The sequence below is a fragment of the Curtobacterium sp. MCPF17_050 genome (assembly GCF_003224435.2).
Lineage (GTDB): Bacteria > Actinomycetota > Actinomycetes > Actinomycetales > Microbacteriaceae > Curtobacterium.
In genome coordinates, this window is record NZ_CP126250.1 from 2,612,151 (window position 1) to 2,634,755 (window position 22,605).

A 22,605-nucleotide genomic window follows, 5' to 3' on the forward strand; every position below is an offset into this window, starting at 1 on the left:
TGATACGTTGCCGCTCACAACAAATCGGGAGGCCGTCGATGGCGACGCACCAGGACACAGCACACCGGACCGGCGAGGCGGTCGTAACCGTCACCGACGCGGACGGCGCTCCCGTCGCGGACACCGACGTCCGAGTCGAGCAGCGGCGGCACGCGTTCGGCTTCGGCAACATCGGCTTCGACTTCGTCGGGCTGGCGAACGGCGAGCCGGACGTCGGGACGCCGGAGCTCGCGGACCTGTGGCTCGACGTCTTCAACACCGCGACCCTGCCGTTCTACTGGGGCCGGTTCGAGCCGGAGCGCGGGCGGCCGGACACCGGACGACTCCAGCGCACCGCCGGGTGGTTCCGCGACCGGGGCGTGGCGACGAAGGGACATCCCCTCGTCTGGCACACCGTGCAACCGGACTGGCTGCTCGGCCTGGGGAACGACGAGGTCGAGCGGCTGCAGCGCGAGCGGATCCGCCGTGAGGTCAGCGACTTCTCCGGTCTGGTGGACAGCTGGGACGCGATCAACGAGGTCGTGATCATGCCGCACTTCGCGAACGGCGACAACGCGATCACGCCGCTCGCACTGGCACGCGGCCGCCTGGCGATGATCCGGATGGCCGTCGAGGAAGCCCGCACCACGAACCCCGCCGTCACCCTGCTGCTCAACGACTTCGACCTCTCGGACGCCTACGAGTGCCTGATCGAGGGCGTCCTCGAGGCGGGCATCCGCATCGACGCGATCGGGCTGCAGACCCACATGCACCAGGGCTACTGGGGTGAGGACACCATGCTCGCGATGGTCGACCGGTTCGCCCGGTACGGCCTGCCGCTGCACCTGACCGAGACGTCGCTCGTGTCCGGCGAGCTCATGCCCGCGCACATCGTCGACCTCAACGACCACGTGGTCGACTCGTGGCCGTCGACGCCGGAGGGCGAGGCACGTCAGGCGGACGAACTCGAACGGCACTACCGCAGCCTGGTCGGGCACCCGGCCGTCGAGGCGATCACCTACTGGGGCATCACGGACGAGGGGGCGTGGCTGGGCGCACCGATCGGGCTCGTCCGGGCCGACGGCACCCCGAAGCCGTCCTACGACGCCCTCCGTCGGCTGGTGAAGGACGAGTGGTGGACACCGCCGACCACCCTGCGCACCGACGACGCCGGGCGGGTGGTGTTCCGCGGGTTCCGCGGCGAGTACGCCGTCCGCGTCGGGGCACAGGAGACCACCGTCACCGTCGGCGACGCCGACCCGGCGCAGGTGCGGGTCCGCGCCGCCGGCTGACGGCCGCGCTACGGTGCTGTCATGCGAGCGACCGTGCGGGACGTGGCCGCCCTCGCGGGGGTGTCGCCGAAGACGGTGTCCAACGTCGTCAACGGCGGTGTCGTCGTGCGCCCGAAGACGCGGGCCCGGGTGGAGGCCGCGGTCGCCGAACTGGCGTACGTGCCGAACCTCTCCGCCCGTGGCCTCCGCAACGGCCGGACCGGCGCCATCGCCCTGACGCTGCCGGAACTCGCCAGCGCGTACTCGGCGGACCTCGCGCGGTGGTTCGTCGAACTCGCGCACGACCGAGGGCTCGTCGTGCAGCTGGAGCAGACCGCCGACGACCCGGAACGGGAGCGCGAACTGGTGTCCCGCGCGCGGGCGCACCTGGTGGACGGACTCGTGCTCAACCCGGTGTCGCTCAGCGCGAGCACGCTCGCGAACACCGAGGGCTTGCCGCCGACGGTCGTCATCGGCGAGGTCGAGCCCGAGCAGGTCGACCAGGTGCACGTGGACAGCCGAGCAGCGGCGCGGGACGTCACCGCGATGCTCCTCGACCGAGGGCACCGGCGCATCGCCGTGGTCGGGGCACCACGGCGTGACGGGGTCACCGCGACGGCGCGGCTGCGGCAGCTCGGCCACGACGACGCGGTCGGCAGCGCAGACCTGCACGTGGACCCGGCGCTGCGGGTCCCGCTCCCCGAATGGACCACCGCGGCCGCCGCCACCGCCTTCGCCACCTGGCTCGACGGGAACCCCCTGCCCGACGCCGTGTTCGCGTTCACGGACTCGATCGCGTTCGGCGTGCTGCACGTCCTCGCAGCTCGGGGTGTGCGGGTGCCCGAGCAGGTGAGCGTCGTCGGGTTCGACGACGTCGACCAGGCCGCGTTCGCGATCCCCGCGCTCACCACGGTGTCGTTCGACCGTCGGGCCTTCGCGGACGCCGCCCTCGACCTGTTGGAGCGGCGGATCGCCGACCGGGAGGCACCGGTCCGGACGGTCGTCGTGCCGCACCGGATCGTGGAGCGCGCGAGCGTCGCCACCCGCTGACGAACGGGCCCCGCAGGAACGGGCACCGGAGGAACGGACCACCGGAGGAGTGAGGCCCGGCGGAGTGGTGCCCGGAGGAACGGGCCCAGCGGGAGCAGCACGCCGCGGGACAGGACGCCGCGGGACCGAGGAGAGCGCCCGCTCAGTCGCCGTCCGCCGCGCGCAACACCGCGACGGCGGTCCGCCGGTCGGCGAGGATCCGGAAGTGCCCGCCGAGTTCGAGCCGCACGTTCTCCGCCCCGGCGAGCTCACACCCACCGGGGATGAGCGTGTCGTACACCCCGTACACCGAGGTGATGCGGCTGTTCGCGTCCAGCTCCCGCGCCAGCCCGGCGAGCACCGGGTCCGCCGCCCGGAAGACCCGGAGGTGCCGCACGGGCGCGAGCACCGCGTACTTCGAGCCGGCGAACGGCGTCGACACGGCGACCATGCGGTCGATCCGCCCGTGCGGATCGAGTCGGGTCATCGCGTACTTCCCGATCAACCCGCCCTTGCTGTGCGCGACGACGAGGACGTGCTGCAGGTCGTGCTCGTCGAGGTACGCCATGACCGCCTCCGCCGACACCGGGACGGGTCGGACGTTGTGGCGCAGGTCGGTGAGCACGTGCACGGGGTGGCCGCGGTCGTGCAGGACGTCCATCAGGGGGCGCATGAAGTGCCACGTCTCGTACACGCCCGGGATGACGACGACGGCCTGCCGGTCGCCGGTCCGGTAGTCGTCGGCCGTGGTTGGGCCGAGGCTCCGGACCTGCCACACCCCGGCGTAGAGCCAGTCGAGCAGCGCCCACCGCACGCGTCGGAGGAGGCCGACCCGGACGGGAGGCCCGCCCGCCGACACGTCGATCGGCGCACCCGGGTGCCGGGTCGGGCCGGTCACAGCACGACTCCGTCGCGCGCCGACTCGAGCGTCTGGACCCGACGGAACTCGTCCACCAGTCGGGCGACGGCGACCGGCTGGTGTTCCTGCACGTGGTGCGGTCCGGGCAGTTCGACGAGGGCACCGCGCGTGGCGGTCTCCGCGAGCCGCACGGCCCAGTCGTGCTTCGCGACCGGGTCCTGCGCACCGCGGATGACGAGCACCGGGACGGTCAGGGCCCGGACGCCGTCGGTCATCCGGAAGTTGCGCATCGGCCGGAGTTCGCGGAGGTACTGGGGCATGCTCCGGAGGTAGTCCGAGAGGACGATCGCGTTCATCCGGGCGCCCTCGAGCAGGACGTCCACGCCGAGTGCGGCGGCGAGCCGGACGAGGGAGCGGCGGCGGTCGTCGACGACCGGACCGACGAGGACGACGGAACTGACGACGTCGGGGTGACGGAGGGCGGCCTCGACGGCGATCTGCGTGCCCATCGACTGTCCCAGGACGATGACGTCCCCCGCTCCCCGGGCGGTGACCGCGCGCACGACGAGGTCGGCGTACTCGTGCTCCTCGAACCGACGGCGGCCGTACGGCAACCCGCCGAACCCGGGCAGGTCGACCGACACGGTCCGGTGCGTCCGGGACAGCGCCGTCTGCACCCGGTGGAAGGACCGGTGCGACATCCCGATGCCGTGCACGAGCACGACCGTGGGGGCGAACGAGTCCCGCACCCGACCGGCCGGCGCCATCGTCCGCAGCCGGACGGGGTGTCCGTCGACCTGGACGGTCTCCACCAGTGCACGCATCCCCCGACCCTATGCCGACCGGGCCGCAGCGCCTGGGAACCGTTCCCCCGCCGGGCTCCAGGCGCTACCCTCGCCCACATGCGGAAGGTCACTGCGGGACTGTTCACCTCGATCGACGGCGTCGTGCAGGACCCGTACGAGTTCCAGTACGACAGCTTCGACGATGAGCTCGGTGCCGCGATGACCGCGTGGATGGCGGCCACCGACACGGTGCTGCTCGGTCGGAACAGCTACCTGGAGTGGTCGGAGTGGTGGCCAGCGCACGCCGACGACCCCTTCGGCCAGTGGATCAACCCGATCGAGAAGCACGTCGCGTCGACCACCCTCGGCGACGACCTGGCGTGGGAGAACAGCACCCGGATCACCGGCGACGTGCCGGCGTTCGTCCGCGAGCTGCAGCGACGGGACGGAGCCGACATCGCCGTGTGCGGCAGCGTCACCCTCGTCCGGAGTCTGCTCTTCGCCGGGGTGCTCGACGAGCTGCAGCTGATGGTGCACCCGGCGATCGCCGGACACGGTCGGAAGCTGTTCGAGCCGACGGACCCCCCGACGCGGCTCCGCCTGGTCGCGAACGCCGTGACGAGCAAGGGGAACGTGCTGAGCACCTACGGGCGGTTCGACGCCTGACGGCGGTGATCCGCGCCTCCCGGCTCTTGTCCGGAGCGTGGACAGCGGGTCTGCGTGATCGGCGTACCCTTCTGGGTGGCCCAGACCGCACGACCCCCGGAGCTCACCATGCCGCAGGACACCCGCCCGCACGTCGTCGTCGTCGGCGGTGGATTCGCCGGGATCGCCGCGATGCGCGAGCTCAAGGACGCACCGGTCCGGGTGACCCTGGTCGACCGGCACGTCTACAACATGTTCCAGCCCCTCATGTACCAGGTGGCGACCGGCGGGTTGAACGCCGGTGACGTGACGTACTTCCTCCGCAGCCTCCGCGCACGCCAGGCGAACGCGGACTTCCGGCACGGGCTGCTCACCGGCATCCGGCACGACGAGCGCATCGCCGAGATGTCCGACGGCGAGCACCTGCACTACGACTACCTGATCCTGGCCAACGGCGTGAACACGAGCTACTTCGGGACGCCCGGCGCCTACGAGTACGCGTACTCGATGTACTCCCGCTCCCAGGCCCTGCGCATCCGGGACGAGCTCTTCACCCGCCTGGAGCAGGCCGCGGCGAAGCAGGGTCCGGACGAGATCCGCGTCGTCATCGTCGGCGGCGGTGCCACCGGCGTGGAGATGGCCGGTGCGCTCGCGGAGCTCCGCGACCAGGCGCTCGTCGGCGCCTACCCGGAGATCGAGCGCGGCAACATCTCGATCACGCTCGTGCACCGCAGCGGCGAGCTCCTCAAGCCGTTCGCCCCGCGCCTCCGCCGGTACGCGGCCAAGATCCTCCGCAAGCGCGGTGTCGTGCTGCGGCTCAACGCCGGTGTCGAAGAGGTCCTGCCCGACGGCGTCCGCCTGGCCGGCGGCGAGGTCATCCCGGCGTCGCAGGTCATCTGGGCGACCGGTGTCGCGGCGCACAAGGAGGTCGGCAACTGGGGCCTGCCGCAGACGCACGGCGGTCGCATCCAGGTGAACGACGACCTCAGCGTGAAGGGGGTCGAGCGGATCTTCTCGGCCGGGGACATCGCAGCGCAGGACGATGCCCTCGCCCAGCTCGCCCAGCCGGCGCTGCAGGGCGGCAAGCACGTCGCCGAGCAGATCAAGCGACTCGTCGCCGGCAAGCCGACCGAGCGCTTCAAGTACTTCGACAAGGGCACGATGGCGACGATCGGCACGAACGCCGCCGTCGCCCAGCTCCGCGGCGGCATCACGATGGTCGGGCCCGTGGCCTGGGCCGCGTGGGTGTTCGTGCACATCACGAGCCTGCTCGGCAACGGCAACCGCATGTCGACGCTGACCCACTTCTTCGTCCGCTACGTCTGGTTCATGCGGAAGCGCTCGATCCCGATCGTCGGCGACGTCCGCCCGGTGCGCCCGAACGGCGACCGCGAGCCGGAGCACTGGCAGCTGCAGAAGGCGGAGTAGCGCCCCGCGCGACCACGGACCGGACGGGAGGTCCGTCACCAGCGGGTGACGGACCTCCCGTCCGCCGTCCGGCCCGGTCCGTGCGGTCAGGGAACCGGGCGGTCAGCTCCGTGCGGCCGTGTAGGCGCCGGCCGCGATGTCCTCGAGCAGGGTCGGCCCGGTCGGCTGCCAACCGAGGAGGTCCCGAGTGGCCGTCGACGTCGCGGCCATCTCCATGGCGTAGAACGGTCCGACGAAGCCGAAGTGGTCGACCGCGTCGGCCGGCTCGATCGTCGTCACCGGTACGCCCAGGGCGTCACCGATCGCTCGCGCGATGTCCCGGGTCGGCACGGCGTCCTCCGCGGTGACGTGCATCCGAGTGCCCGCCGGTGCGCCCTCGAGGCCGAGTCGGACCAGGCGCGCGGCGTCCGTGCGGTGGACCGCAGCCCAGCCGTTCGACCCCTCGCCGATGATCGCGGCGGCCCCGTGCCGACGGGCGGCCTCGGTGATGAGCGAGACGAAGCCGGAGTCGCCGGAGCCGTGGACGGTCGGGGCGAAGCGCGCGATCACGGTCCGGACGCCCTGGTCGACGAAGTCGAGCGCACGGTTCTCACCACCGCCGCGCATGGAGTGCGGACCGACGGCCGGGTTCGGGTCCGCCTCGGTCGCGGCCCGGTCGCCGGCCAGTCGGGCCACGCCGGACGCGACCACCAACGGTCGCCCGCTGCCCACGAGCGCTTCGCCGAGGGTCTCGACGGCGGCGCGCTCGGCAGCGTCGCTGACTTCGGGGTGCGCGAAGTCGTGCTTGTTGGCGAGGTGGACGACGCCGTCGGCGGCATCGGCCCCACGGCGGAGTGCCTCGAGGTCGTCGAGGTCGCCGCGGAGGACCTCGGCGCCCTTCGCCTGGACGGCCGCGGCTGAGGTGTCGGACCTGGCGAGCCCGGTGACGCGGTGGCCGGCGGTGAGGAGCTCGTCGACGGTGGCGGAGCCGATCCAGCCGGAGGCTCCGGTGACGAACACGTGCATGTTGGTGCCCTTCTCGTTGATGTCAGTTGCTGACATCAAGACGGTACACCCGATGTCAGGCGCTGTCGCCATGACTGGTCCGTCGGTACACTCGGAGGATGGCGAGATGGCAACCGGGCACGCGGGAGCGCCTCCAGTCGACGGCTCTGGAACTGTTCCTCGACCGGGGCTTCGAGGCCACGACGGTCGCCGACATCGCCCGTGCCGCTGACGTCACCGAGCGGACCTTCTTCCGGCACTTCGCCGACAAGCGCGAAGTCCTGTTCGCGAGCCAGGACGCCTTCATCGGGCTGTTCGTCGGACCCGTCGAGGACGCCCCGGCCGACATCCCGCCGATCGAGCTCATCGCACGGGCGCTCGACGGTGCCGGCTCGTTCTTCCCCGAGGACCGCCGCGAGTGGTCCCGCCGCCGGCAGACCGTGATCGACGCCGAACCCGCTCTCGGCGAGCGCGAACTCGCGAAGCTCTCCGGTCTCGGACGCAGGCTCGCCGAGGTCCTCCGCGGGCGGGGTGTCCCCGAGCCGGCCGCGACCCTGCTGGCGCAGTCCGGCGTGACGGTGTTCCACCTGGCCTTCGCGCAGTGGATCGCCCCGGGCGAGACCCGCACCCTGCCGGAACTCGCGACCGAGCGGCTCGACGCACTGGCCGCGTCGATGGTTCGACAGCACGCCTGACAGGCCGGAGCCGGTTCATGGACAGCGGGAGCACACTGGGACGATGACTCGGATCGCACCCCCGACGGACACCGTGCCCGTCGTCGCGCCGTCCGTACCCGCCGCGGCCGCGCCCGTGGCGGCCCCGCCAGCTCCGGCGTCGCCGCCGGGTCGCGCCCTCGCGCTGGACGGCATCCGGACCGTCGCGATCGTCATGGTGGTCCTGTACCACCTGCACGTCCCGCAGTTCGAGGGCGGGTGGATCGGCGTCACGGTCTTCTTCGTGCTCTCCGGCTACCTCATCACCACGCTGCTCCTGCGCGAGCGGGAGCGGACCGGCACCATCCGGCTCGGGTCGTTCTGGTGGAAGCGCCTGCTCCGGCTCTACCCGGCACTCGTCGCCCTCGTCGTGGCCGGACTGCTGCTCTGGAACTGGGTCGGCGACTACAAGGGCGCGTCGCTCTCGGCGGGGTCGGCGGCCTTCATCGCCCTGACCTACACCGGGAACCTGTTCCGCTCGTTCTGGGACACCACGCAGGGGGTCTTCGCGCACACGTGGAGCCTGTCGATGGAGGAGCAGTTCTACCTCGTCTGGCCACCGGTGCTGCTGCTCCTGCTGTCGCTCGGACGTCGTCGGCGGACACTCGTCCTCGGCCTGTCCACCGTCGTCGTGGCGGCGTCGGCAGCGTCGTGGCTCAGCTACCGGACCCCCTCGGGCGGCTCGACCCCGGACGTGTACTTCTCCCCCGTGCTCGGCGTCGTGCCGCTCGCCACCGGGTGCCTGCTCGCGCTGCTGCTCGATGACGAGCGGTGCCGTTCCTTCGCCTCCGGCCTCGCCGGACACCTGGGCACCTGGGCGGGCGCCGCGGCGGTGGTCGGCGTGCAGTTCTGGATCGGTGACGACTGGACCGACCACGCCTGGACCTTCGGCCTGCTCATGCCGGCCACCGGACTGGCGGCGGCGGTCCTCATCGGCGGGCTGGTCTCGGTGCGGACGCCGGTGTCCGTGGCCCTGTCCTGGTCCCCGGTCGCCTGGTTCGGACGCCGGGTGTCGTACTCCGCCTACCTCTGGCACCCGCTCGTGATCGCCCTGCTCGGCACGTTCGCGATCGGCTGGTTCGGGAACGTCTGGCTCTTCGCCGCCGCCGTCATCGTGTCCATCGGGGCGGCGTACGCGATCGAGGTCCCGGTCGAGAAGCTCCGCGCGCGTGTTCGGGAGGCCCGTCGCCTGGTCGCCGAGGACCACGCCGCCCGCAGCGCCGCCGCGAGCTGACGCGGACCCGACAGCGGGGCCGGTCGGTCAGCGGCTTCGGTCGGTCAGCGGCGTCGGTCGGTCAGCGGCGTCGGTCGGTCAGCGGCGTCGGCTGGCCTGGCGTCGCGCGTGGTTGTGGTCGATCGCCCGTCGCACGAGCGCCTGGAGTGCCGGGACGTCGACGTCGTCCCCCTCGGAGTACTTGATCGCGCGACGCTGGTTGCCACCGAGTTCGTCGTTGAACAGGCCGTCCGGGTCCTCGAGGGCCGCGCCGTACATGAAGCCGAGCTTCACGGCCGTCCTGAAGACGTTGCCGACGACGAGGATGCCGTCGAGTTCCCACACCGGAGCGCCCCGCCACTTCCAGGTCTCCTCGATCGCCGGGTCCACGGCCAGGACCGCCGCACGTGCGTCGGCGAGGACCGCTCCGCGCCAGTCCGCGTGCGCCGCGATCATCGCATCGATGTGCTGTGCCGGCGTCGGCTCCACTGCCGGTGTCTCGTCGGTTGCTGCCATGCGCACACGCTAGTGGTCGGCACCCCTCCGACGCCCGCCCGGTCGTGGTGCCGGTGCAACGACGACCGGGAGGCCCGGTGCCAGCCGGCACCGGGCCTCCCGGTCGTGCAGAACGCGACTCAGCGGCGGGTGGTGCCGTCCTCGTCGAGCTCGATCTCCTCGTGCGCGACGTCCTCGGAGACCTGCTGCTGCTCGGTGACGGTCTCGGTGCCGAGGCGGACGCGCTCGACCGGGACGGTCTCCTTGTCGACCACGACGCGCTCCTCGCTGAGGGTCACCTCGTGCTCCTCGTCGGACAGGGCCGGGCCGTCGGTCGCCGCGCCGACGTTGCCGTCGGTGATCGGCTCGGTCTCGAGGCGGACCTCTTCGTGCTGCACCGGCACGGTGACGGACTGCTGTTCCGTGACGACGTGCTTGCGGAGGCGGGCACGGCCGGTCTGGACCTTCTGGGTGCCGACGTCCAGGCGCTCCTCGGACCGCGTCATCGCGTCGTCCGTGTTCGCCCCGGACGTGTCGTGGCCGGCGCTGCGGTCGACGTCGGTGACGTCACCGGTCGTGCCGGAGCCGGAGGCCGTGCCTGTGGTGAGGTCCGGGTCGGTGCCGGTCGTGCCGGTCGTCGACTCGGTGCCGAAGCCGGCCGAGGTGTCGGTGCCGGTGGTGGTGCTGCTGCTGCTGCCCAGGCCGTAGTGGTCGAAGATGCGGTCCTGCTCGTCGTCGCTGAGGTCGCCGTCGGCGTCGATGCGCGGTGCGTCCTTGATGCGGTCCTTGTCGTACGCGACGCGGAGTTCGTCACCGGTCAGGTCGGCGCCCTCGAGGGGGACGAACGACTCCGAGGTGCCGAAGAGGCCGGTGGAGACGCTGGCGAACAGCGGGTGGCCGTCGGTGTTGTCGACGTAGACCTGCTTGACGGTGCCGACCTTCTGGCCGTCCGGGTCGATGACCTTGGCGTCGAAGACGCTGTTGATGTTGTTCGTGTCGATCATGGTCGTTCCCTTCGTCGTGCGGTGGTGGTGTGTCAGGTGGGTTCGTGGGGGCAGAGCGCCCGGGGCGGTGCCTCGGCTCAGCGGCCGAGACCGACGCGGTCGACCTTGCGGTGGTACCGCATGCCCGTGAGGCCGCCGAGGACCGCGCCGACCAGGCTGATGACGGCGACGACGATCACGGTGATGATCCCGGTCACGGTGAGCGTGCCCTCGTCGACCGGGATCCGCGGGAAGCTGTTGAGGTTCCCGAGGACGTTGAACTGGCTGCCCGCGACGGCGGTGATGATCGCCACGACGATCGCGATGACGACCGCCCAGATCCAGACGGCGATGCCCTGCTTGGCACCGGAGAACCGGGCCATGCGGCCGGCGACGTAGCCGCCGGCGTAGTAGGCGACGAACAGGATCACGGCGAGTGCGATGGCGCCGACGATGCCGACGACGTCGCCGTTCTGCGTCACGTCCTTCGCAGCGTCGTCGACGTCGCCGCCGTTCTGGCCGAGGCCGACGCCCGCGCCGACGGCGGTGAGGAGGGCCGTCAGGATGACCGCGGTGCCGGTGGCGGTGAGCCAGCCGAAGAACGCCGAGCCCCACTTGAAGCCGGCGAACTCCTCCTTCTCGCGTTCGAGGACGGTCTCACGCTGGGTCGCACCGCGCTCGGCGCGTCCGGCAGCACCCGCAGCGACGCCGTCGTTCCGTGCGTGGTCGCGTCCGTCGTTCCGGTCGTCACCGGGAGCGGCGACCGCGTGAGCGGCGTCGCCGTCGTGGTGCGTCTCGTCACGACCCGTGCCGTCGTGCGCGCCGGTGCCGCGGACGGGCCGGGTGTCGTCGTCGGGTGTGCTCATGGGTGCCTCCTGGCGGTGGTGCTCGTGCTGGTGGTCGATCCGCACGGAACGGAACTCGGGTGCGCCCGTGAGGGCTGGCAGATCCGGCACCTGGTGCGGTTCGCGGACAGTCGGGAACCGGTCGGTCAGGAGCCCGCGGACTCCTCGACCGTCACGTGTCGGACGCTCCGGGTGGCGGCCGCTGCCACGGTGGCGAGGACGATGAGCGCGGCGCATCCGAGCAGGGTCGGCACCGTTCCCACGGTGTGCGCGAGCGGTCCGACGAGCGCTTCGCCGACGGGCACCGCGACGACCGAACCGACCGCGTCGTACGAGTAAACGCGGGCGAGGACGTCGCGCGGCACGTTCGTCTGCAGGGACTGGTCCCAGGCGATGGAGAAGACCTCGATCGCGACGCCGGCGGCGGCGAATGCGACGACCAGCGCGACGACCGACGGGGTCAGCGCGAGGGCGAGCACGGGCACGGCGGCGACGACCATCAGTGCGACCCCGATGCCGAGTGCGTGCCGGGGTCGCCACCGGAGCGCGATGCCCGCGCCGATCGCGAGCCCCACGCAGAGCGCGGCGACGACGAGCCCCCACGCGGCCCGACCGAAGGACGCGTCCGCCACGACGGGCCCGAGGACGGCCGTCGCGCCGACGAACGCCGCGTTGAGCACCGCGAACTGCACCACGACGATCCACACCCACCGGCGGCTGGCGAACTCGCGCCACCCCTCCTGCAGGTCGGACACGACGGACCGCGACGTCCCGCTGTCCGCGTCGGCCGCTGCCGCGCCGGTCCGAGGCAGTCGCATCCGTGCGAACAGCAGGCCGGCGACGGCGAAGCCGGCCGCGTCGACCGCGAGTCCCCATCCCGGCCCGACGAGGGCGACCAGGCCGGCACCCGCCGAGGCGCCGAGGATGCTCCCGCCGTTGAGGCCGAGCCGGAGCATCGCGTTCGCGGGGCGGAGCATCGGCGCGGGCACGGTGTCCGGCACGAGTGCCGCCGCGGCGGGGAGGCTGACCGCCGCGACGGCTCCGTTCAGGACGCTGAGGACGACGAGGGTCGGGATGCTCGCCGACCCCGTGAGGACGAGCGCAGCCACCACGCCCTGCGTGACGGCGGCAGCGCCGGACGTCCCGACGAGTACGACGTCGCGGGGCAGGCGGTCCGCGACCACGCCGCCGAACAACAGGACCGCGACGTTCGCCACCGACCGTGCGGCCACGACCATCCCGAGGTCGGCCGCCGACCCGGTCAGGTCGAGCACGGCGAACGCGAGCGCGATGGGCGCGACCGCGTTGCCGAGGATGCTCGTCGTGCGGGCCGCCAGGAGCCACCGGAAGGGTGCGTGCCGGAGCGGACCGAGACGGTCGACCGTGGTGCTCACCGTCGTGCTCACCGACGTCGCACCGGGAACAGCGCCGCCGTCATCGACACCGGCTGTGTCCCGGGTGTCCGCGGCGGACGTGCGGCGGCGTGCAGGAGGGCGGCGGTCTGCCCGACGTGGTGCACCACGCGGCGCCACGTCTCCGGGTCCACCCAGAGTTCGGCGTCGGCGGACATGCCGGGGCCGTCGACCTGGTCGAGGGCTCGCCGCCGGAGCTCGTCCGCGACCAACCCGAGGTAGGCGACGCGCTCCTCCGCCGTGTCCGGGTCGAGCGGGTGCACGTCGTGGACGTCGAACGGCACCGACGACGCCTCGTGCCGGTAGCGCTTGGCGTCACCGCCCCGGAGCCGGACGACCTCGACGACCCGGACGAGTCCGGCACGCTCGAGCACGCGCAGGTGGTAGCTCGCGGTCGCCTGCGAGAGCCCGAGCTCCCGGCCGGCTTCGGCGGCGCTCATCGCGACGCCGGTCAGGAGCGAGAGCAGTCGCAGGCGGACGGGGTGAGCGGTGGCGCGGAGCTCGTCGATGGCGGACACGGCGTCATGGTGACACTCACGACGCGGCACCGTCAAAGGGCTCTTTGGGGGTCGTGGTGGCGTTCCCGGCAACCGGTGGCCCGGCCGTGCGTAGGCTCGGCCCGTGACCACGGACACCACGGACGTCCTCGTCGTCGGCGGCGGACCGGTCGGCCTCTTCCTCGGCGCGCTCCTGGCGGCCAGGGGAACCGCCGTGCAGGTCTGGGAGCGCCGGACCACCGACCCGGTCGGCTCGCGGGCGATCGGGATCCACCCGCCGTCGCTCAACGCGTTCGCCGAGGTCGGGTTGGCCGACACGGTGCTCGCGGAGGCGGTCCTCGTGCGGACCGGGGTGGCCCGGAGTCGCGGTCGGGTCCTCGGCACGCTGTCGTTCGACGGCGCGTCCGACACGCACCCGTACGTGGCGACGCTCGACCAGCACCGGACCGAGGTGCTCCTCCGCGACCGGCTCGATGCCGGTGCACCCGGAGCACTCCGGACCGGCACCGCACTCGTCGGGCTCACCCGGCACCGCGACCACGTGGACGCGACCGGCACCGACCGCGACGGCCGACCGGTCGAGATCCGCGCGTCCTTCGTCGTCGGCGCGGACGGCGCCCGGAGCCTGGTCCGCGACCTGCTCGGCATCGGGACGACCGGCCGGGACTACCCGGACCGCTACGTGATGGGCGACTTCGCCGACCCCGAGGACGCGGACGCCCATTCGGCCGCCCTCGTCGACGTCGGCGCGGCGGGCGTGGTCGAGTCCTTCCCGCTCCCCGACGGCCGCCGACGGTACGTCGTGCTCCTCCCCCGGGACGACGCCCTGGCGGACCCGGCCGTCCCCGCGGCCGCAGCCGACGCGCCGGAGGCGGACCGGGCCTCCCGGCTGGCGGCGATCGTGCGGAACCGCACGGGTGTCGCGCCGGACCCCGCCACCTGCTCGATGCTCAGCGCCTTCCGCGTGCGTCGCCGCACCGCGGACCGCGTCGGACTCGGCCGGGTGGTCCTGGTCGGCGACGCGGCCCACGAGATCAGCCCGATCGGTGGACAGGGCATGAACCTCGGGTGGCTGGACGCGGCCGACCTGGCCCCGGTCCTCGCCGACGCGGTGCGCACCGGTGCGGCCGGACCGTGGCCGGTCTACGCGCGCCGGCGGCAGGCCGCCGCACGACGGGCCGGACGGCAGGCGGAGGCGAACATGGCCCTCGGCCGCGCGGTCCCCGACGTGGTCGGCGTCGGCCGGGAGGCGCTGCTCCGATCCGTCCTGGCGCTCCCGACCGCGCGTGCCCTGGCCCGGCTGTACGCGATGGCCTGGGCGTAGTCGACCTCCCGTCCGTCCGACGGGCCTGCGAGACGGGTCCGTCCGAGCGGAACGCCGCCGAGTGGTCGGGACGCCGCGGGAGGTGGCGGCGTCTCGGAGCCATCGAGGCGTCCCGAGCAGACGCCGCCGTCAGGCGGTGACCGTGTGCGGGTAGGCGGCCGCGCGGCCCTGGAAGGCGAGGATCGCCTCGTTGCGGACCTGCCCGTGCTTGATCTCGATCGCCCGACGGATCGTGTCCGACTCCGCCCACGCCGACGGACCCGACATCACCGTCCGGAGGAACGGCATCAGCGCCTCGCTGATCTCCCACGTCGACGAGTTCCAGAGCAGTGACGGGCTGTGGTCGACGGCGTAGTAGTTCGTCGACCCGCCGACGGTGACCATGGGCTCGGCGAACGACGTCGGCCGTGCCCAGCTGAAGCCCATCCCCTCGTCGATCGAGACGTCGACGACCAGGCTCCCCGGGCGGAAGGCCTCGAGGTCCTCGGTGCGGAGGTAGGTCAGGGGCGCGTTCGGGTCCTGGAGCGTGCAGTTCACGACGATGTCGTTCCGCGCCAGGTACGGCGCGAGCGGGACCGAGCCCTCCCGGGTCCGGACCGTGCTGCCCGTCGGCGCGTCCTCGTCGTGCTCGATCTGCAGGATGTCGACGGACGGGATCGGCGACCCGACGGCGGCGATGTCGCGGTTCGTGAGGACGCGGACGTCGTGGATGCCGTGGGCGTTGAGGGCGGTGACGGCCCCACGGGCGGTGGCACCGAAACCGATGACGACGGCGGTGAGCCGACGCCCGTAGTCCCCGGTGGAGCCGCAGAGCTGCAGCGCGTGGATCACCGAGCAGTACCCGGCGAGCTCGTTGTTCTTGTGGAAGACGTGCAGGCCGAAGCCGCCGTCGGCCCGCCAGTGGTTCATCGCCTCCCAGGCGATCAGGGTCAGGCGCTTCTCGATCGCGAGCTGCGTCAGCGCCTGGTCCTGCACGCAGTGCGGCCACCCCCAGAGCACCTGGCCGTCCCGCAGGTCGGCGAGGTCCGGTGCCTGGGGCTTCGGCAGGAGCACGACGTCTGTGGTGGCGATGATCTCCGCACGCGTGGCCATCGCTCCGACGAGGGGTTCGAGCTGTTCGTCCGGGACGCCGAAGCGATCGCCGTACCCGCGCTCGAGGACCATCCTGGCGCGGAGGTCGGGGTCGATGCGTTCGACGTGTGCGGGGTGGATCGGCAGGCGACGTTCGTCGGCCTTCCGGGAGACAGCCAGCACCCCGAGCCGGAGCAGGTGGGGTGTCGGCGTGGTTTCGGTCATGGTGCACTGTACGGCCCGCACGGTCGAGGGCCCCGCGCACCCGGTTGCGGGGATGCCCTTCACTCCGCCGCGGTGAGAGCAGCCAGCGCGCGCTCCAGGTGGCGCCGACCCGCGTCGTCCAACGGTGCGAAGAGCTCGTCGAGCACGTGGACCGCGATCGCGTGGCCGTCGTCGAGCGCTGCGCGGCCGGCGTCCGTCAGGGTGTGCACGAGACGGCGCCCGAGTCCCGCCGACCGTTCGATGAGGCCGCGTTCGACGAGCCGTGTCGCGAGCGTGCCGAACGCCTGGTCGCTCTGGAACGTGGCGACGGCGAGGTCGTGGCCGGAGGCTCCGGGCATCCGGTCGACCGCACGGAGCGCGTCCCACTGCACGAGGCTGACCCCGACGTCGCGGAGCGCAGCGTCCATCGTCCGGTGGTTCCGGTACTGCGCCCGCTTGAGCATCTGTCCGAGCAGTTCGAGGTCCGTCGCCATGGTGCTACGGTATCAACATCGTTACATCAACATGTTGATACAGGTGGACCATGACCAGCACCCTCCCCACTGACCTCCCCGTCGACCAGGACGGCGATCCCGCCGCGCGGGTCGCCCTGGTCCTCCACGGCGGCGGTGGCCCGCAGACCGTCGCACCGATCGTCGGGCACCTCGCGGCGACCATGCACGCCGTCGCGCCGACCCACCCCGGCTGGGACGGCACCGCCCGGCCGGAGGCCATCGCCTCGGTCGCCGACCTCGCGCACGCGTACCTCGACCACCTCGTCGACCGCGACGAGCACGACGTCGTCCTGATCGGTTCGTCGATCGGCGGGTGGGTCGCCCTCGAGATGGCCGTCCAGGCGGCCGCGGATGACCGGTACCGCGGACGGATCGGGGCCGTCGTGGTGATCGACGGCGTCGGCGTCGTGGTGGACGGTGAGCCGATCGCCGACTTCTTCGCCCTCGATGCCCGCGGACTGGCCGAGGTGGCGTGGCACGACCCCGAGCGCGGGTACCGGGACCCGGCCGGCTCCACCGACGAGCAGCGCGCGGTCCAGCAGGCGAACCGCCGCACCATGGCAGCCGTCGCCGGCACGAGCATGAGCGACCCGACGCTCCTCGGCCGTCTGGGGGCGGTGGACGTCCCGACCCTCGTCGTGTGGGGTGCCAGTGACCGGGTCGTCACGCCCGCGTACGGCAGGGCCGTCGCCGCAGCCGTTCCCGATGCCCAGTTCGTCGAGGTCCCGGCGGCCGGGCACCTCCCGCACCTGGAGGCTCCGGACGCGACGTGGGCGGTCATCGACCCGTTCCTGCGCCGGTCCTGATCGGGCACTCCGCACGCCCTGGCGTCGGTCTCGCCCTGGGGCTGGTGTGCGGCGGCGGCGGCCGCGGCCGCGGCTCAGGCCACCAGGGCCGCTCCCGCGAAGCCGAGCTCGACGACGAGCACGAGCGACGACGCGATCACCAGGCGGAACAACGTGCGGGTCGGCGGCCCGGTCAGCACGAGTCGCACCCCGACCGCTGCCAGGACGACCACGACGACCGCACCCAGCACAGCCAGCACAGCGCCGACCCCGCGGACCGGGTCGTCGCCGCCGAGCTGGCCGACGAGCACCAGGACGGCCGCGACGACGAGCGAACCGAACGCGACGACCCCGGACGCGTGCAGGCCGAGCCGGTGCGGGAAGCCGCGCACCCCGGTCGCCTCGTCGTCGACGAGGTCGGGCAGGACGTTGGTGCAGTGGATCGCGACGCCGAAGACCGCACCGGTCGCGATCGCCCACGCGGCGGGCCACCTGACGTCGGGCCCCGCCGCGATCGCGACGACCGGGAGCAGCCCGAACGCGACGACGAACGGCGCGACCGACCAGACCGTGCGCTTCAGGCCGGCGTCGTACGCCCACCCGGCCGCGACGAGGACCACGTGTGCGACCGCGGCGACCGGCCCGAGGAACAGCGACAGCACGACGGCGATGCCCGCGGTGACGACGGCGGCGGCGCGGACCGTCCCCACGGCGATGAGCCCCCGGGCCACCGGCTTGTCGCTCCGCCCCACGGCTCGGTCACGGTCGGCGTCGACCCAGTCGTTGGCGAGCCCGATCGAGAGCTGGCCGGCGACCACGGCGAGCGCCACGAGCACGACGGTCCCCACCGGGTGCCCCACCGCGGCGGCGAGGACGGTGGCGAGGACCGTCACCGTCACGGTCGGGCCGGGGTGCGAGGACGCGACGAGCAGGCGGACGGTCGAGGGCCTGCGCGGAGGGGTCACCGTGCCAGCGTACGGAGCGGGCGCGTGCTCGGTCGCCACGAGCCATGCCACCGGGCAGTGCGACGGCCGGCGGTCCCCCTCGTGGGGTCCGCACACGGAGAACCTGGACGAGCACACGACCACCTCCGGCCTAGGGTCCGATGGGCGTCGACCACGGGGCGCACGCGGGAGGGATCACCATGACCACGACGAGCATCCCGGCCGGACGGCGGGGGTTCCTGCGCCGGATGACCTTCGCCTGCGCGTGGGGCGAGGGCCTCGACGGGTTCGACCTCGGCGTGATCAGCGTCGCCCTGCCCGCCATCACCGTGGCGCTCGGCCTGGACCCGGTGCTCGCAGGACTCATCGGTGCGAGTTCACTGATCGGCATCTTCATCGGAGCGCCGCTCGCCGGCTGGCTCACCGACCGGTTCGGCCGCAAGCGCGTCTTCACGATCGACGTGCTGGCGTTCATCGTCCTCGGTCTCGCGCAGGCGTTCGTCGCCGACGGCTGGCAGCTGTTCGTCGTCCGGGTACTGCTCGGAGTGGCGATCGGCGCGGAGTACGCGATCGGTGCCGCGATGCTCGCCGAGTTCGCCCCCGCGAAGGACCGCGGCCGACGGCTGTCCGGGTTGCTCGTGTGTTGGTACGGCGGCTACCTGATCGCCGTCGTCACCGCCTACGTGATGATCGACGCGTTCGGCCTGAGCTGGCGGTGGGTGCTCGTGACGAGCGCGCTGCCGGCCGTCGTCACCGCCGTCGCCCGGATCGGGTTCCCGGAGTCGCCGCGGTGGCTGCTCGCCCGTGGCCGGGTGGACGAGGCACGGACGATCGTCGCCGAGCACCTCGGCGGCGACGCGTACTTCCGCGACGAGCAGTACGCGGCGGAGCAGCAGAAGGCCGGCGGGTACCGCGTGCTGTTCTCGAAGGAGAACCGGCAGCGTCTGGCGTTCATCTCCCTGTTCTGGGCGTGCAACGTCGCGCCCTACTTCGCGATCTTCACGTTCGCCCCGACGGTGCTGAAGTCCCTGCAGCTGCACGACGAGGCCGCGGGCACGATCACGGTGAACGCGATGGCGGCGGTCGGAGCACTCGTCGGCATGCTCACGATCGAGCGGCTCGGTCGTCGCCGGCAGCTGATCCCGCCGTTCTGGATCATGGCCGTGGCGCTCGCCGTCGTCGGACTGTGGGGATCCGCGCCCGGCGTCGTCGTCGTGCTGTGTTTCGCGGTGTTCTCGTTCATGAACGCCGTGCAGGGCAACCTGACCGCGGTCTACCCGATCGAGGTGCTGCCGACCGAGGTCCGCTCCACCGGCGTCGGGTTCGCCGCCGCGTGCAGCCGCATCGGCGCGGCCGCGGGGACGTTCCTGCTCCCGGTCGGCATCTCGACGATCGGCATCGGTGCGTGCATGCTCATCGCCGCGGCCGTCTGCGTCGCCGGCGGGATCCTGTCGCAGGTCATGGCACCCGAGACGACGGGCAAGGGGCTGCACGACACCAGCACGCAGCCGCTCCGGCAGCAGACGCCGTCCGCCGCAGGGCGCTGACGCGCGGGCTCGTCACCGACCGGCCGCCGCCGCCCCTTGCTCACCGGCCGGCGCCGGAACCGACCGACGCCGCGACCCGATCAGTCCCGACGCCAGGGCGATGCCGAGGAGCACGACGAGACCGCCCACCGGCTCGTTCCACCGCAGCGGCTCCCCGAGCACGAGGACGCCGAGTGCGACCCCGACGACCGGCGTCAGGTAGGTCACGGTGGAGGCGCGCCCGGCACCCCAGGCCCCGACCAGCCGGGTGTTCCACGCGTACGCCAGCCCCGTGCCCACCGCGCCGAGCGCCACCATCGCGGCTCCGATCCTCCAGTCCAGCCGCACCGGACCGGTCGCGATGACGGGTGCGACCAGGAGCATGAGCACCGCGGCGAGCGTCAGCTGCACCGTCGCGACGGTGGTCGGATCGATCCCGCCGCCGACGCCGAAGCGGCGGAGCCACGCGAGGCCGATGCCGTAGGACGCGGTCATGCCGAGCAGCGCGAGCTGTCCCGGCACGCTCGCGAGGACCTCCGGGTCGCCGAGCACGTCCCAGGGACCGACGAGCACGAGGACCCCGACGATGCCGAGCACGATCCCACCGACCTGCCGCCGGTCCAACCGCTCGGTCGGCACCAGGACGGCCAGCGCGAGCAGCGTCATGATGGGCGTCGTCGCGTTGTAGATGCTGGCGAGCCCGGACGGCACGGTCTGCTCGGCCCACGCCATGAGGGACGACGGCACGGCGTTGAGGAACACCGCGACGACGAACAGGTGTCCCCACAGCCGCCGTTCACGCGGCCACCGACGGCGCGTGACGAGCAGCACGACGACGAGCGTCAGTGCGCCGAGCACCGTGCGGACCGTGGCGACCTGCTGGGGTGCCAGGCCCTCGAGCCCGATCTTCGCGAAGAAGAAGCTCGAGCCCCATGTGAGGGCGACGAGGACGTAGAGGAGGGCGTTCACGAGGCCTAGTCTCGGGAGTGTCCGGTCATGCGGCAAACGCATGACGCTCATGCCGTCATGAAGGAAGCGCATGCCCGTCTCGCTCCCCCAGCTCCGCGCGTTCGTCGCGACCGTCGACGCCGGCTCCTTCACCGCGGCCGCGCTCGCGCTCGGTGTCGGGCAGTCGGCCGTCTCGCACGCGGTCGCCGGACTCGAACGCGAGGTGGGCGGCCCGGTCGTGCTCCGCGGCGCCGCCACCGCGCCGACGCCGCTCGGCGACCGCCTGCTCGCCCACGCCCGGAGCGTGCTCGCCTCGGTCGACGCCCTGGAGGCCGTGGTGCGGCCCGCCCCGGCACGCGGCACCGTGCGCCTCGCCGCCGTCCCGACGGTGTGCCAGGGGCTGCTCCCCCGGCTCCGCGCGGTCTGGGCGGTCACGCTGCCGGACGTCGACGTGCAGGTGTGCGAGGGCGACGACGACGAGATGCCGGAGTGGCTCGAAGCGGGCACGGTCGACGCCGCGGTGCTCGTCGACCCGACCGCGGTACCGGACGGCGGGGTCGTCGTGGCGCAGGACGAGATGGCCGCCGTCGTCCGCCGGGACCACCCGCTGGCCGAGCTCCCGGCGCTGACCCTCGACGACCTGCACGAGGACGGCCTGGTCGCGGGCGGCGGTGGCTGCGAGCACCAGATCCAGCTCATGCACGAGCGGGCCGGACAGCCGTTCCGCTACGCCCACCGCGTGCGGGAGATGAGCACGATGTTCGGCATGATCCAGCGCGGCGAGGGCGTCTCGATCGTGCCGACGCTCGGCCGCGTGATGCTGCCGCCGGACCTCGTCATGCTGCCGATGTCGCCCGGGTACCAGCGGACGCTGGTGCTGAGCGGGCCGTCCTCGCGGCCGTGGCACCCCCTCGCCCGGGCGCTGGTCGACGCCGTCTGAACCCGGAGTCGTCCCCGGTCGGCAGGATGGGGTGATGGCCTCGACGCACACGAAGACCTTCACGGACCCGGACGAGGCCGCCGCCGAGGCGGCCGGCCTCGAGTGGCTCGCCGAGGCCGAGGAGACCGGTGGCACCCGCATCGCCCGCGTCCTGGGGCGTCCACACCCGACCCTGCTCGAACTGGAGCTCATCGCCGACGGGACCCCGACCCGTGCGCAGGCGGCGCGCTTCGGTCGCTCGCTGGCCCACACGCACGCCGCCGGTGCCGCGCACTGGGGTGCCCCGTCGCCCGGGTTCCCGGCGAACGGTCCGCTGCGGATGGGCCGCTCGCGCACGCCGTTCGTCCCCGCGTCCGAGGCGCCGACGTCCTGGGGCGCGTTCTTCGCCGAGTACCGGATCCGGGACTTCGTCGAGCGGATCGTCGACGCCGGCGGGTACGACGGTGCCGAGGCCGCCGTGTTCGAGCGGGTCTGTGACCGCCTGGAGGACGGCTCGCTCGGGTCCCCACAGCCGGCGCTCGTCGGGGACGGTCCGGCCCGACTGCACGGCGACCTCTGGGCCGGGAACGTGCTCTGGCCGCGGGAGGCGGACGCACCGACCGGCGCCGTGCTCATCGACGCGACCCCGCACGGCGGTCACGCGGAGACGGACCTGGCGCTGCTGGCGCTGTTCGGCCTCCCGGAGCTCGGGACGGTGTTGGCCGCGTACGACGACGAGTCGCCGCTCGCGCCCGGGTGGCAGGACCGCGTGGCGCTGCACCAGCTCGCCCCGCTCCTGCTCCACGTGTTCCTGTTCGGTGGCTCGTACACCGACGCCGCACTGCGCGCCGCCCGCCGCTACGCCTGACGGCCCGGACCGCATCCACGCCGTCGCGACCGTGCCGAGCTGACCCGTGCCCGGGCGTGGCACGGACAGGTGGACCTCCGCGACGTCGAACCCGACGAGCGCAGGAGCATCACCGGGCAGAGCGGTTGGTCGCTCGCCCTCGTCACGGGGGCAGGACGCCTCGGGGTGATCGCGCGTCCCGCCCTGGGATCGCCGCTCGGCGCGAGCGCCCGGAAGCAGGACGACCTCATGCGGGCCGTCCGGTCCCTGCGGCAGGAGCTCCAGCACACGCCGGCACCCCGCGGTTCGTCCCTCCCGTGACCCTCCCCGGAGAACGCTGCCGCGGCGTTGACTTTGCGTTTACAGCGCTGTAAAACTGGGCTG

The 22,605-nt window shown here is 72.9% G+C and carries 24 protein-coding genes; 12 read left to right on the forward strand and 12 right to left on the reverse strand.

Features of this window, described 5'->3' with window-relative positions:
• Positions 1-38: 38 nt before the first annotated feature.
• Both DEJ34_RS12415 and DEJ34_RS12420 read left to right on the forward strand, forming a co-directional pair.
• Positions 39-1,271 carry an endo-1,4-beta-xylanase gene (locus tag DEJ34_RS12415; protein ID WP_110910970.1) on the forward strand — a complete coding sequence of 411 codons (1,233 nt, stop codon included), beginning with the start codon at positions 39-41 and terminating at the stop codon, positions 1,269-1,271.
• Between the two features lie 21 nt (positions 1,272-1,292).
• Positions 1,293-2,300, forward strand: coding sequence for a LacI family DNA-binding transcriptional regulator (locus DEJ34_RS12420; RefSeq protein WP_110910971.1), 1,008 nt, complete (start codon positions 1,293-1,295; stop codon positions 2,298-2,300).
• Positions 2,301-2,442: 142 nt separating this feature from the next.
• Here the strand turns inward: DEJ34_RS12420 and DEJ34_RS12425 are convergent, their stop codons facing one another.
• Positions 2,443-3,177, reverse strand: coding sequence for an esterase/lipase family protein (locus DEJ34_RS12425; RefSeq protein ID WP_258368263.1), 735 nt, complete (start codon positions 3,175-3,177; stop codon positions 2,443-2,445).
• Positions 3,174-3,962 carry an alpha/beta fold hydrolase gene (locus DEJ34_RS12430; RefSeq protein ID WP_110910972.1) on the reverse strand — a complete coding sequence of 263 codons (789 nt, stop codon included), beginning with the start codon at positions 3,960-3,962 and terminating at the stop codon, positions 3,174-3,176. Before DEJ34_RS12430 ends, DEJ34_RS12425 begins: the two co-directional genes overlap by 4 nt.
• A 78-nt stretch (positions 3,963-4,040) precedes the next feature.
• On the opposite strand from DEJ34_RS12430, the gene DEJ34_RS12435 reads away from it, so the two are divergent.
• Together DEJ34_RS12435 and DEJ34_RS12440 are read left to right on the forward strand one after the other, a co-directional pair.
• Entirely contained in the window at positions 4,041-4,589 is a 549-nt protein-coding gene (locus DEJ34_RS12435) for a dihydrofolate reductase family protein (RefSeq protein ID WP_110910973.1), read from the forward strand.
• Between the two features lie 75 nt (positions 4,590-4,664).
• Positions 4,665-5,996 (forward strand): NAD(P)/FAD-dependent oxidoreductase, encoded by a 1,332-nt coding sequence (locus DEJ34_RS12440; protein WP_258368264.1) that lies wholly within the window; start codon positions 4,665-4,667, stop codon positions 5,994-5,996.
• 102 nt (positions 5,997-6,098) lie between these two features.
• Here DEJ34_RS12440 and DEJ34_RS12445 read toward each other — a convergent pair whose 3' ends face one another.
• The gene (locus DEJ34_RS12445; RefSeq protein WP_258368265.1) at positions 6,099-7,037 is read right to left on the reverse strand and encodes an SDR family oxidoreductase; all 939 of its coding nucleotides are present in this window, start codon (positions 7,035-7,037) and stop codon (positions 6,099-6,101) included.
• Between the two features lie 62 nt (positions 7,038-7,099).
• Here DEJ34_RS12445 and DEJ34_RS12450 point away from each other — a divergent pair, with 62 nt between their 5' ends.
• Complete coding sequence (locus DEJ34_RS12450) at positions 7,100-7,675, forward strand: TetR family transcriptional regulator (protein WP_110910974.1); 576 nt, start codon at positions 7,100-7,102, stop codon at positions 7,673-7,675.
• A gap of 43 nt (positions 7,676-7,718) precedes the next feature.
• Complete coding sequence (locus DEJ34_RS12455) at positions 7,719-8,927, forward strand: acyltransferase family protein (protein WP_110910975.1); 1,209 nt, start codon at positions 7,719-7,721, stop codon at positions 8,925-8,927.
• A 78-nt stretch (positions 8,928-9,005) separates the two neighbouring features.
• Here DEJ34_RS12455 and DEJ34_RS12460 read toward each other — a convergent pair whose 3' ends face one another.
• The 5 genes from DEJ34_RS12460 to DEJ34_RS12480 all read right to left on the reverse strand — a co-directional run bounded on the left by DEJ34_RS12460 (position 9,006) and on the right by DEJ34_RS12480 (position 13,159).
• Positions 9,006-9,422, reverse strand: a complete 417-nt coding sequence (locus DEJ34_RS12460) for a DUF1801 domain-containing protein (RefSeq protein WP_110825949.1) — start codon at positions 9,420-9,422, stop codon at positions 9,006-9,008.
• 119 nt (positions 9,423-9,541) lie between these two features.
• Entirely contained in the window at positions 9,542-10,405 is an 864-nt protein-coding gene (locus DEJ34_RS12465) for a DUF2382 domain-containing protein (protein WP_110910976.1), read from the reverse strand.
• Positions 10,406-10,482: 77 nt separating this feature from the next.
• Entirely contained in the window at positions 10,483-11,250 is a 768-nt protein-coding gene (locus DEJ34_RS12470; protein WP_181422210.1) for a hypothetical protein, read from the reverse strand.
• Between the two features lie 125 nt (positions 11,251-11,375).
• Positions 11,376-12,623 carry an MFS transporter gene (locus DEJ34_RS12475; protein WP_258368266.1) on the reverse strand — a complete coding sequence of 416 codons (1,248 nt, stop codon included), beginning with the start codon at positions 12,621-12,623 and terminating at the stop codon, positions 11,376-11,378.
• 8 nt (positions 12,624-12,631) lie between these two features.
• The gene (locus DEJ34_RS12480) at positions 12,632-13,159 is read right to left on the reverse strand and encodes a winged helix-turn-helix domain-containing protein (RefSeq protein ID WP_110891255.1); all 528 of its coding nucleotides are present in this window, start codon (positions 13,157-13,159) and stop codon (positions 12,632-12,634) included.
• A 103-nt stretch (positions 13,160-13,262) separates the two neighbouring features.
• Between DEJ34_RS12480 and DEJ34_RS12485 the strand changes: the two genes are divergently transcribed.
• Positions 13,263-14,462, forward strand: a complete 1,200-nt coding sequence (locus DEJ34_RS12485) for an FAD-dependent oxidoreductase (RefSeq protein WP_110910978.1) — start codon at positions 13,263-13,265, stop codon at positions 14,460-14,462.
• A gap of 129 nt (positions 14,463-14,591) precedes the next feature.
• On the opposite strand, the gene DEJ34_RS12490 is transcribed toward DEJ34_RS12485, so the two are convergent.
• Together DEJ34_RS12490 and DEJ34_RS12495 are read right to left on the reverse strand one after the other, a co-directional pair.
• Positions 14,592-15,758, reverse strand: a complete 1,167-nt coding sequence (locus DEJ34_RS12490) for a N(5)-(carboxyethyl)ornithine synthase (RefSeq protein ID WP_110910979.1) — start codon at positions 15,756-15,758, stop codon at positions 14,592-14,594.
• 59 nt (positions 15,759-15,817) lie between these two features.
• On the reverse strand, positions 15,818-16,231 hold the full coding sequence (locus DEJ34_RS12495; protein ID WP_110825943.1) for a MarR family winged helix-turn-helix transcriptional regulator: 414 nt from the start codon (positions 16,229-16,231) through the stop codon (positions 15,818-15,820).
• A 50-nt stretch (positions 16,232-16,281) separates the two neighbouring features.
• Between DEJ34_RS12495 and DEJ34_RS12500 the strand changes: the two genes are divergently transcribed.
• Positions 16,282-17,058: an alpha/beta fold hydrolase gene (locus DEJ34_RS12500; RefSeq protein WP_110910980.1), complete on the forward strand. Its 777-nt coding sequence runs from the start codon at positions 16,282-16,284 to the stop codon at positions 17,056-17,058.
• Between the two features lie 74 nt (positions 17,059-17,132).
• Here the strand turns inward: DEJ34_RS12500 and DEJ34_RS12505 are convergent, their stop codons facing one another.
• The gene (locus DEJ34_RS12505; protein WP_110911046.1) at positions 17,133-18,002 is read right to left on the reverse strand and encodes a UbiA family prenyltransferase; all 870 of its coding nucleotides are present in this window, start codon (positions 18,000-18,002) and stop codon (positions 17,133-17,135) included.
• Between the two features lie 179 nt (positions 18,003-18,181).
• Here DEJ34_RS12505 and DEJ34_RS12510 point away from each other — a divergent pair, with 179 nt between their 5' ends.
• Complete coding sequence (locus DEJ34_RS12510) at positions 18,182-19,528, forward strand: MFS transporter (protein WP_110901722.1); 1,347 nt, start codon at positions 18,182-18,184, stop codon at positions 19,526-19,528.
• A 12-nt stretch (positions 19,529-19,540) separates the two neighbouring features.
• Here the strand turns inward: DEJ34_RS12510 and DEJ34_RS12515 are convergent, their stop codons facing one another.
• On the reverse strand, positions 19,541-20,476 hold the full coding sequence (locus DEJ34_RS12515; protein ID WP_110910981.1) for a DMT family transporter: 936 nt from the start codon (positions 20,474-20,476) through the stop codon (positions 19,541-19,543).
• Between the two features lie 70 nt (positions 20,477-20,546).
• Here DEJ34_RS12515 and DEJ34_RS12520 point away from each other — a divergent pair, with 70 nt between their 5' ends.
• The 3 genes from DEJ34_RS12520 (at position 20,547) to DEJ34_RS12530 (ending at position 22,542) form a co-directional block, all read left to right on the forward strand.
• The gene (locus DEJ34_RS12520; protein ID WP_110910982.1) at positions 20,547-21,395 is read left to right on the forward strand and encodes a LysR family transcriptional regulator; all 849 of its coding nucleotides are present in this window, start codon (positions 20,547-20,549) and stop codon (positions 21,393-21,395) included.
• A gap of 34 nt (positions 21,396-21,429) precedes the next feature.
• Positions 21,430-22,242 carry a fructosamine kinase family protein gene (locus DEJ34_RS12525; RefSeq protein WP_110825939.1) on the forward strand — a complete coding sequence of 271 codons (813 nt, stop codon included), beginning with the start codon at positions 21,430-21,432 and terminating at the stop codon, positions 22,240-22,242.
• 69 nt (positions 22,243-22,311) lie between these two features.
• Positions 22,312-22,542, forward strand: a complete 231-nt coding sequence (locus tag DEJ34_RS12530; protein ID WP_110910983.1) for a hypothetical protein — start codon at positions 22,312-22,314, stop codon at positions 22,540-22,542.
• Positions 22,543-22,605: the final 63 nt, after the last annotated feature.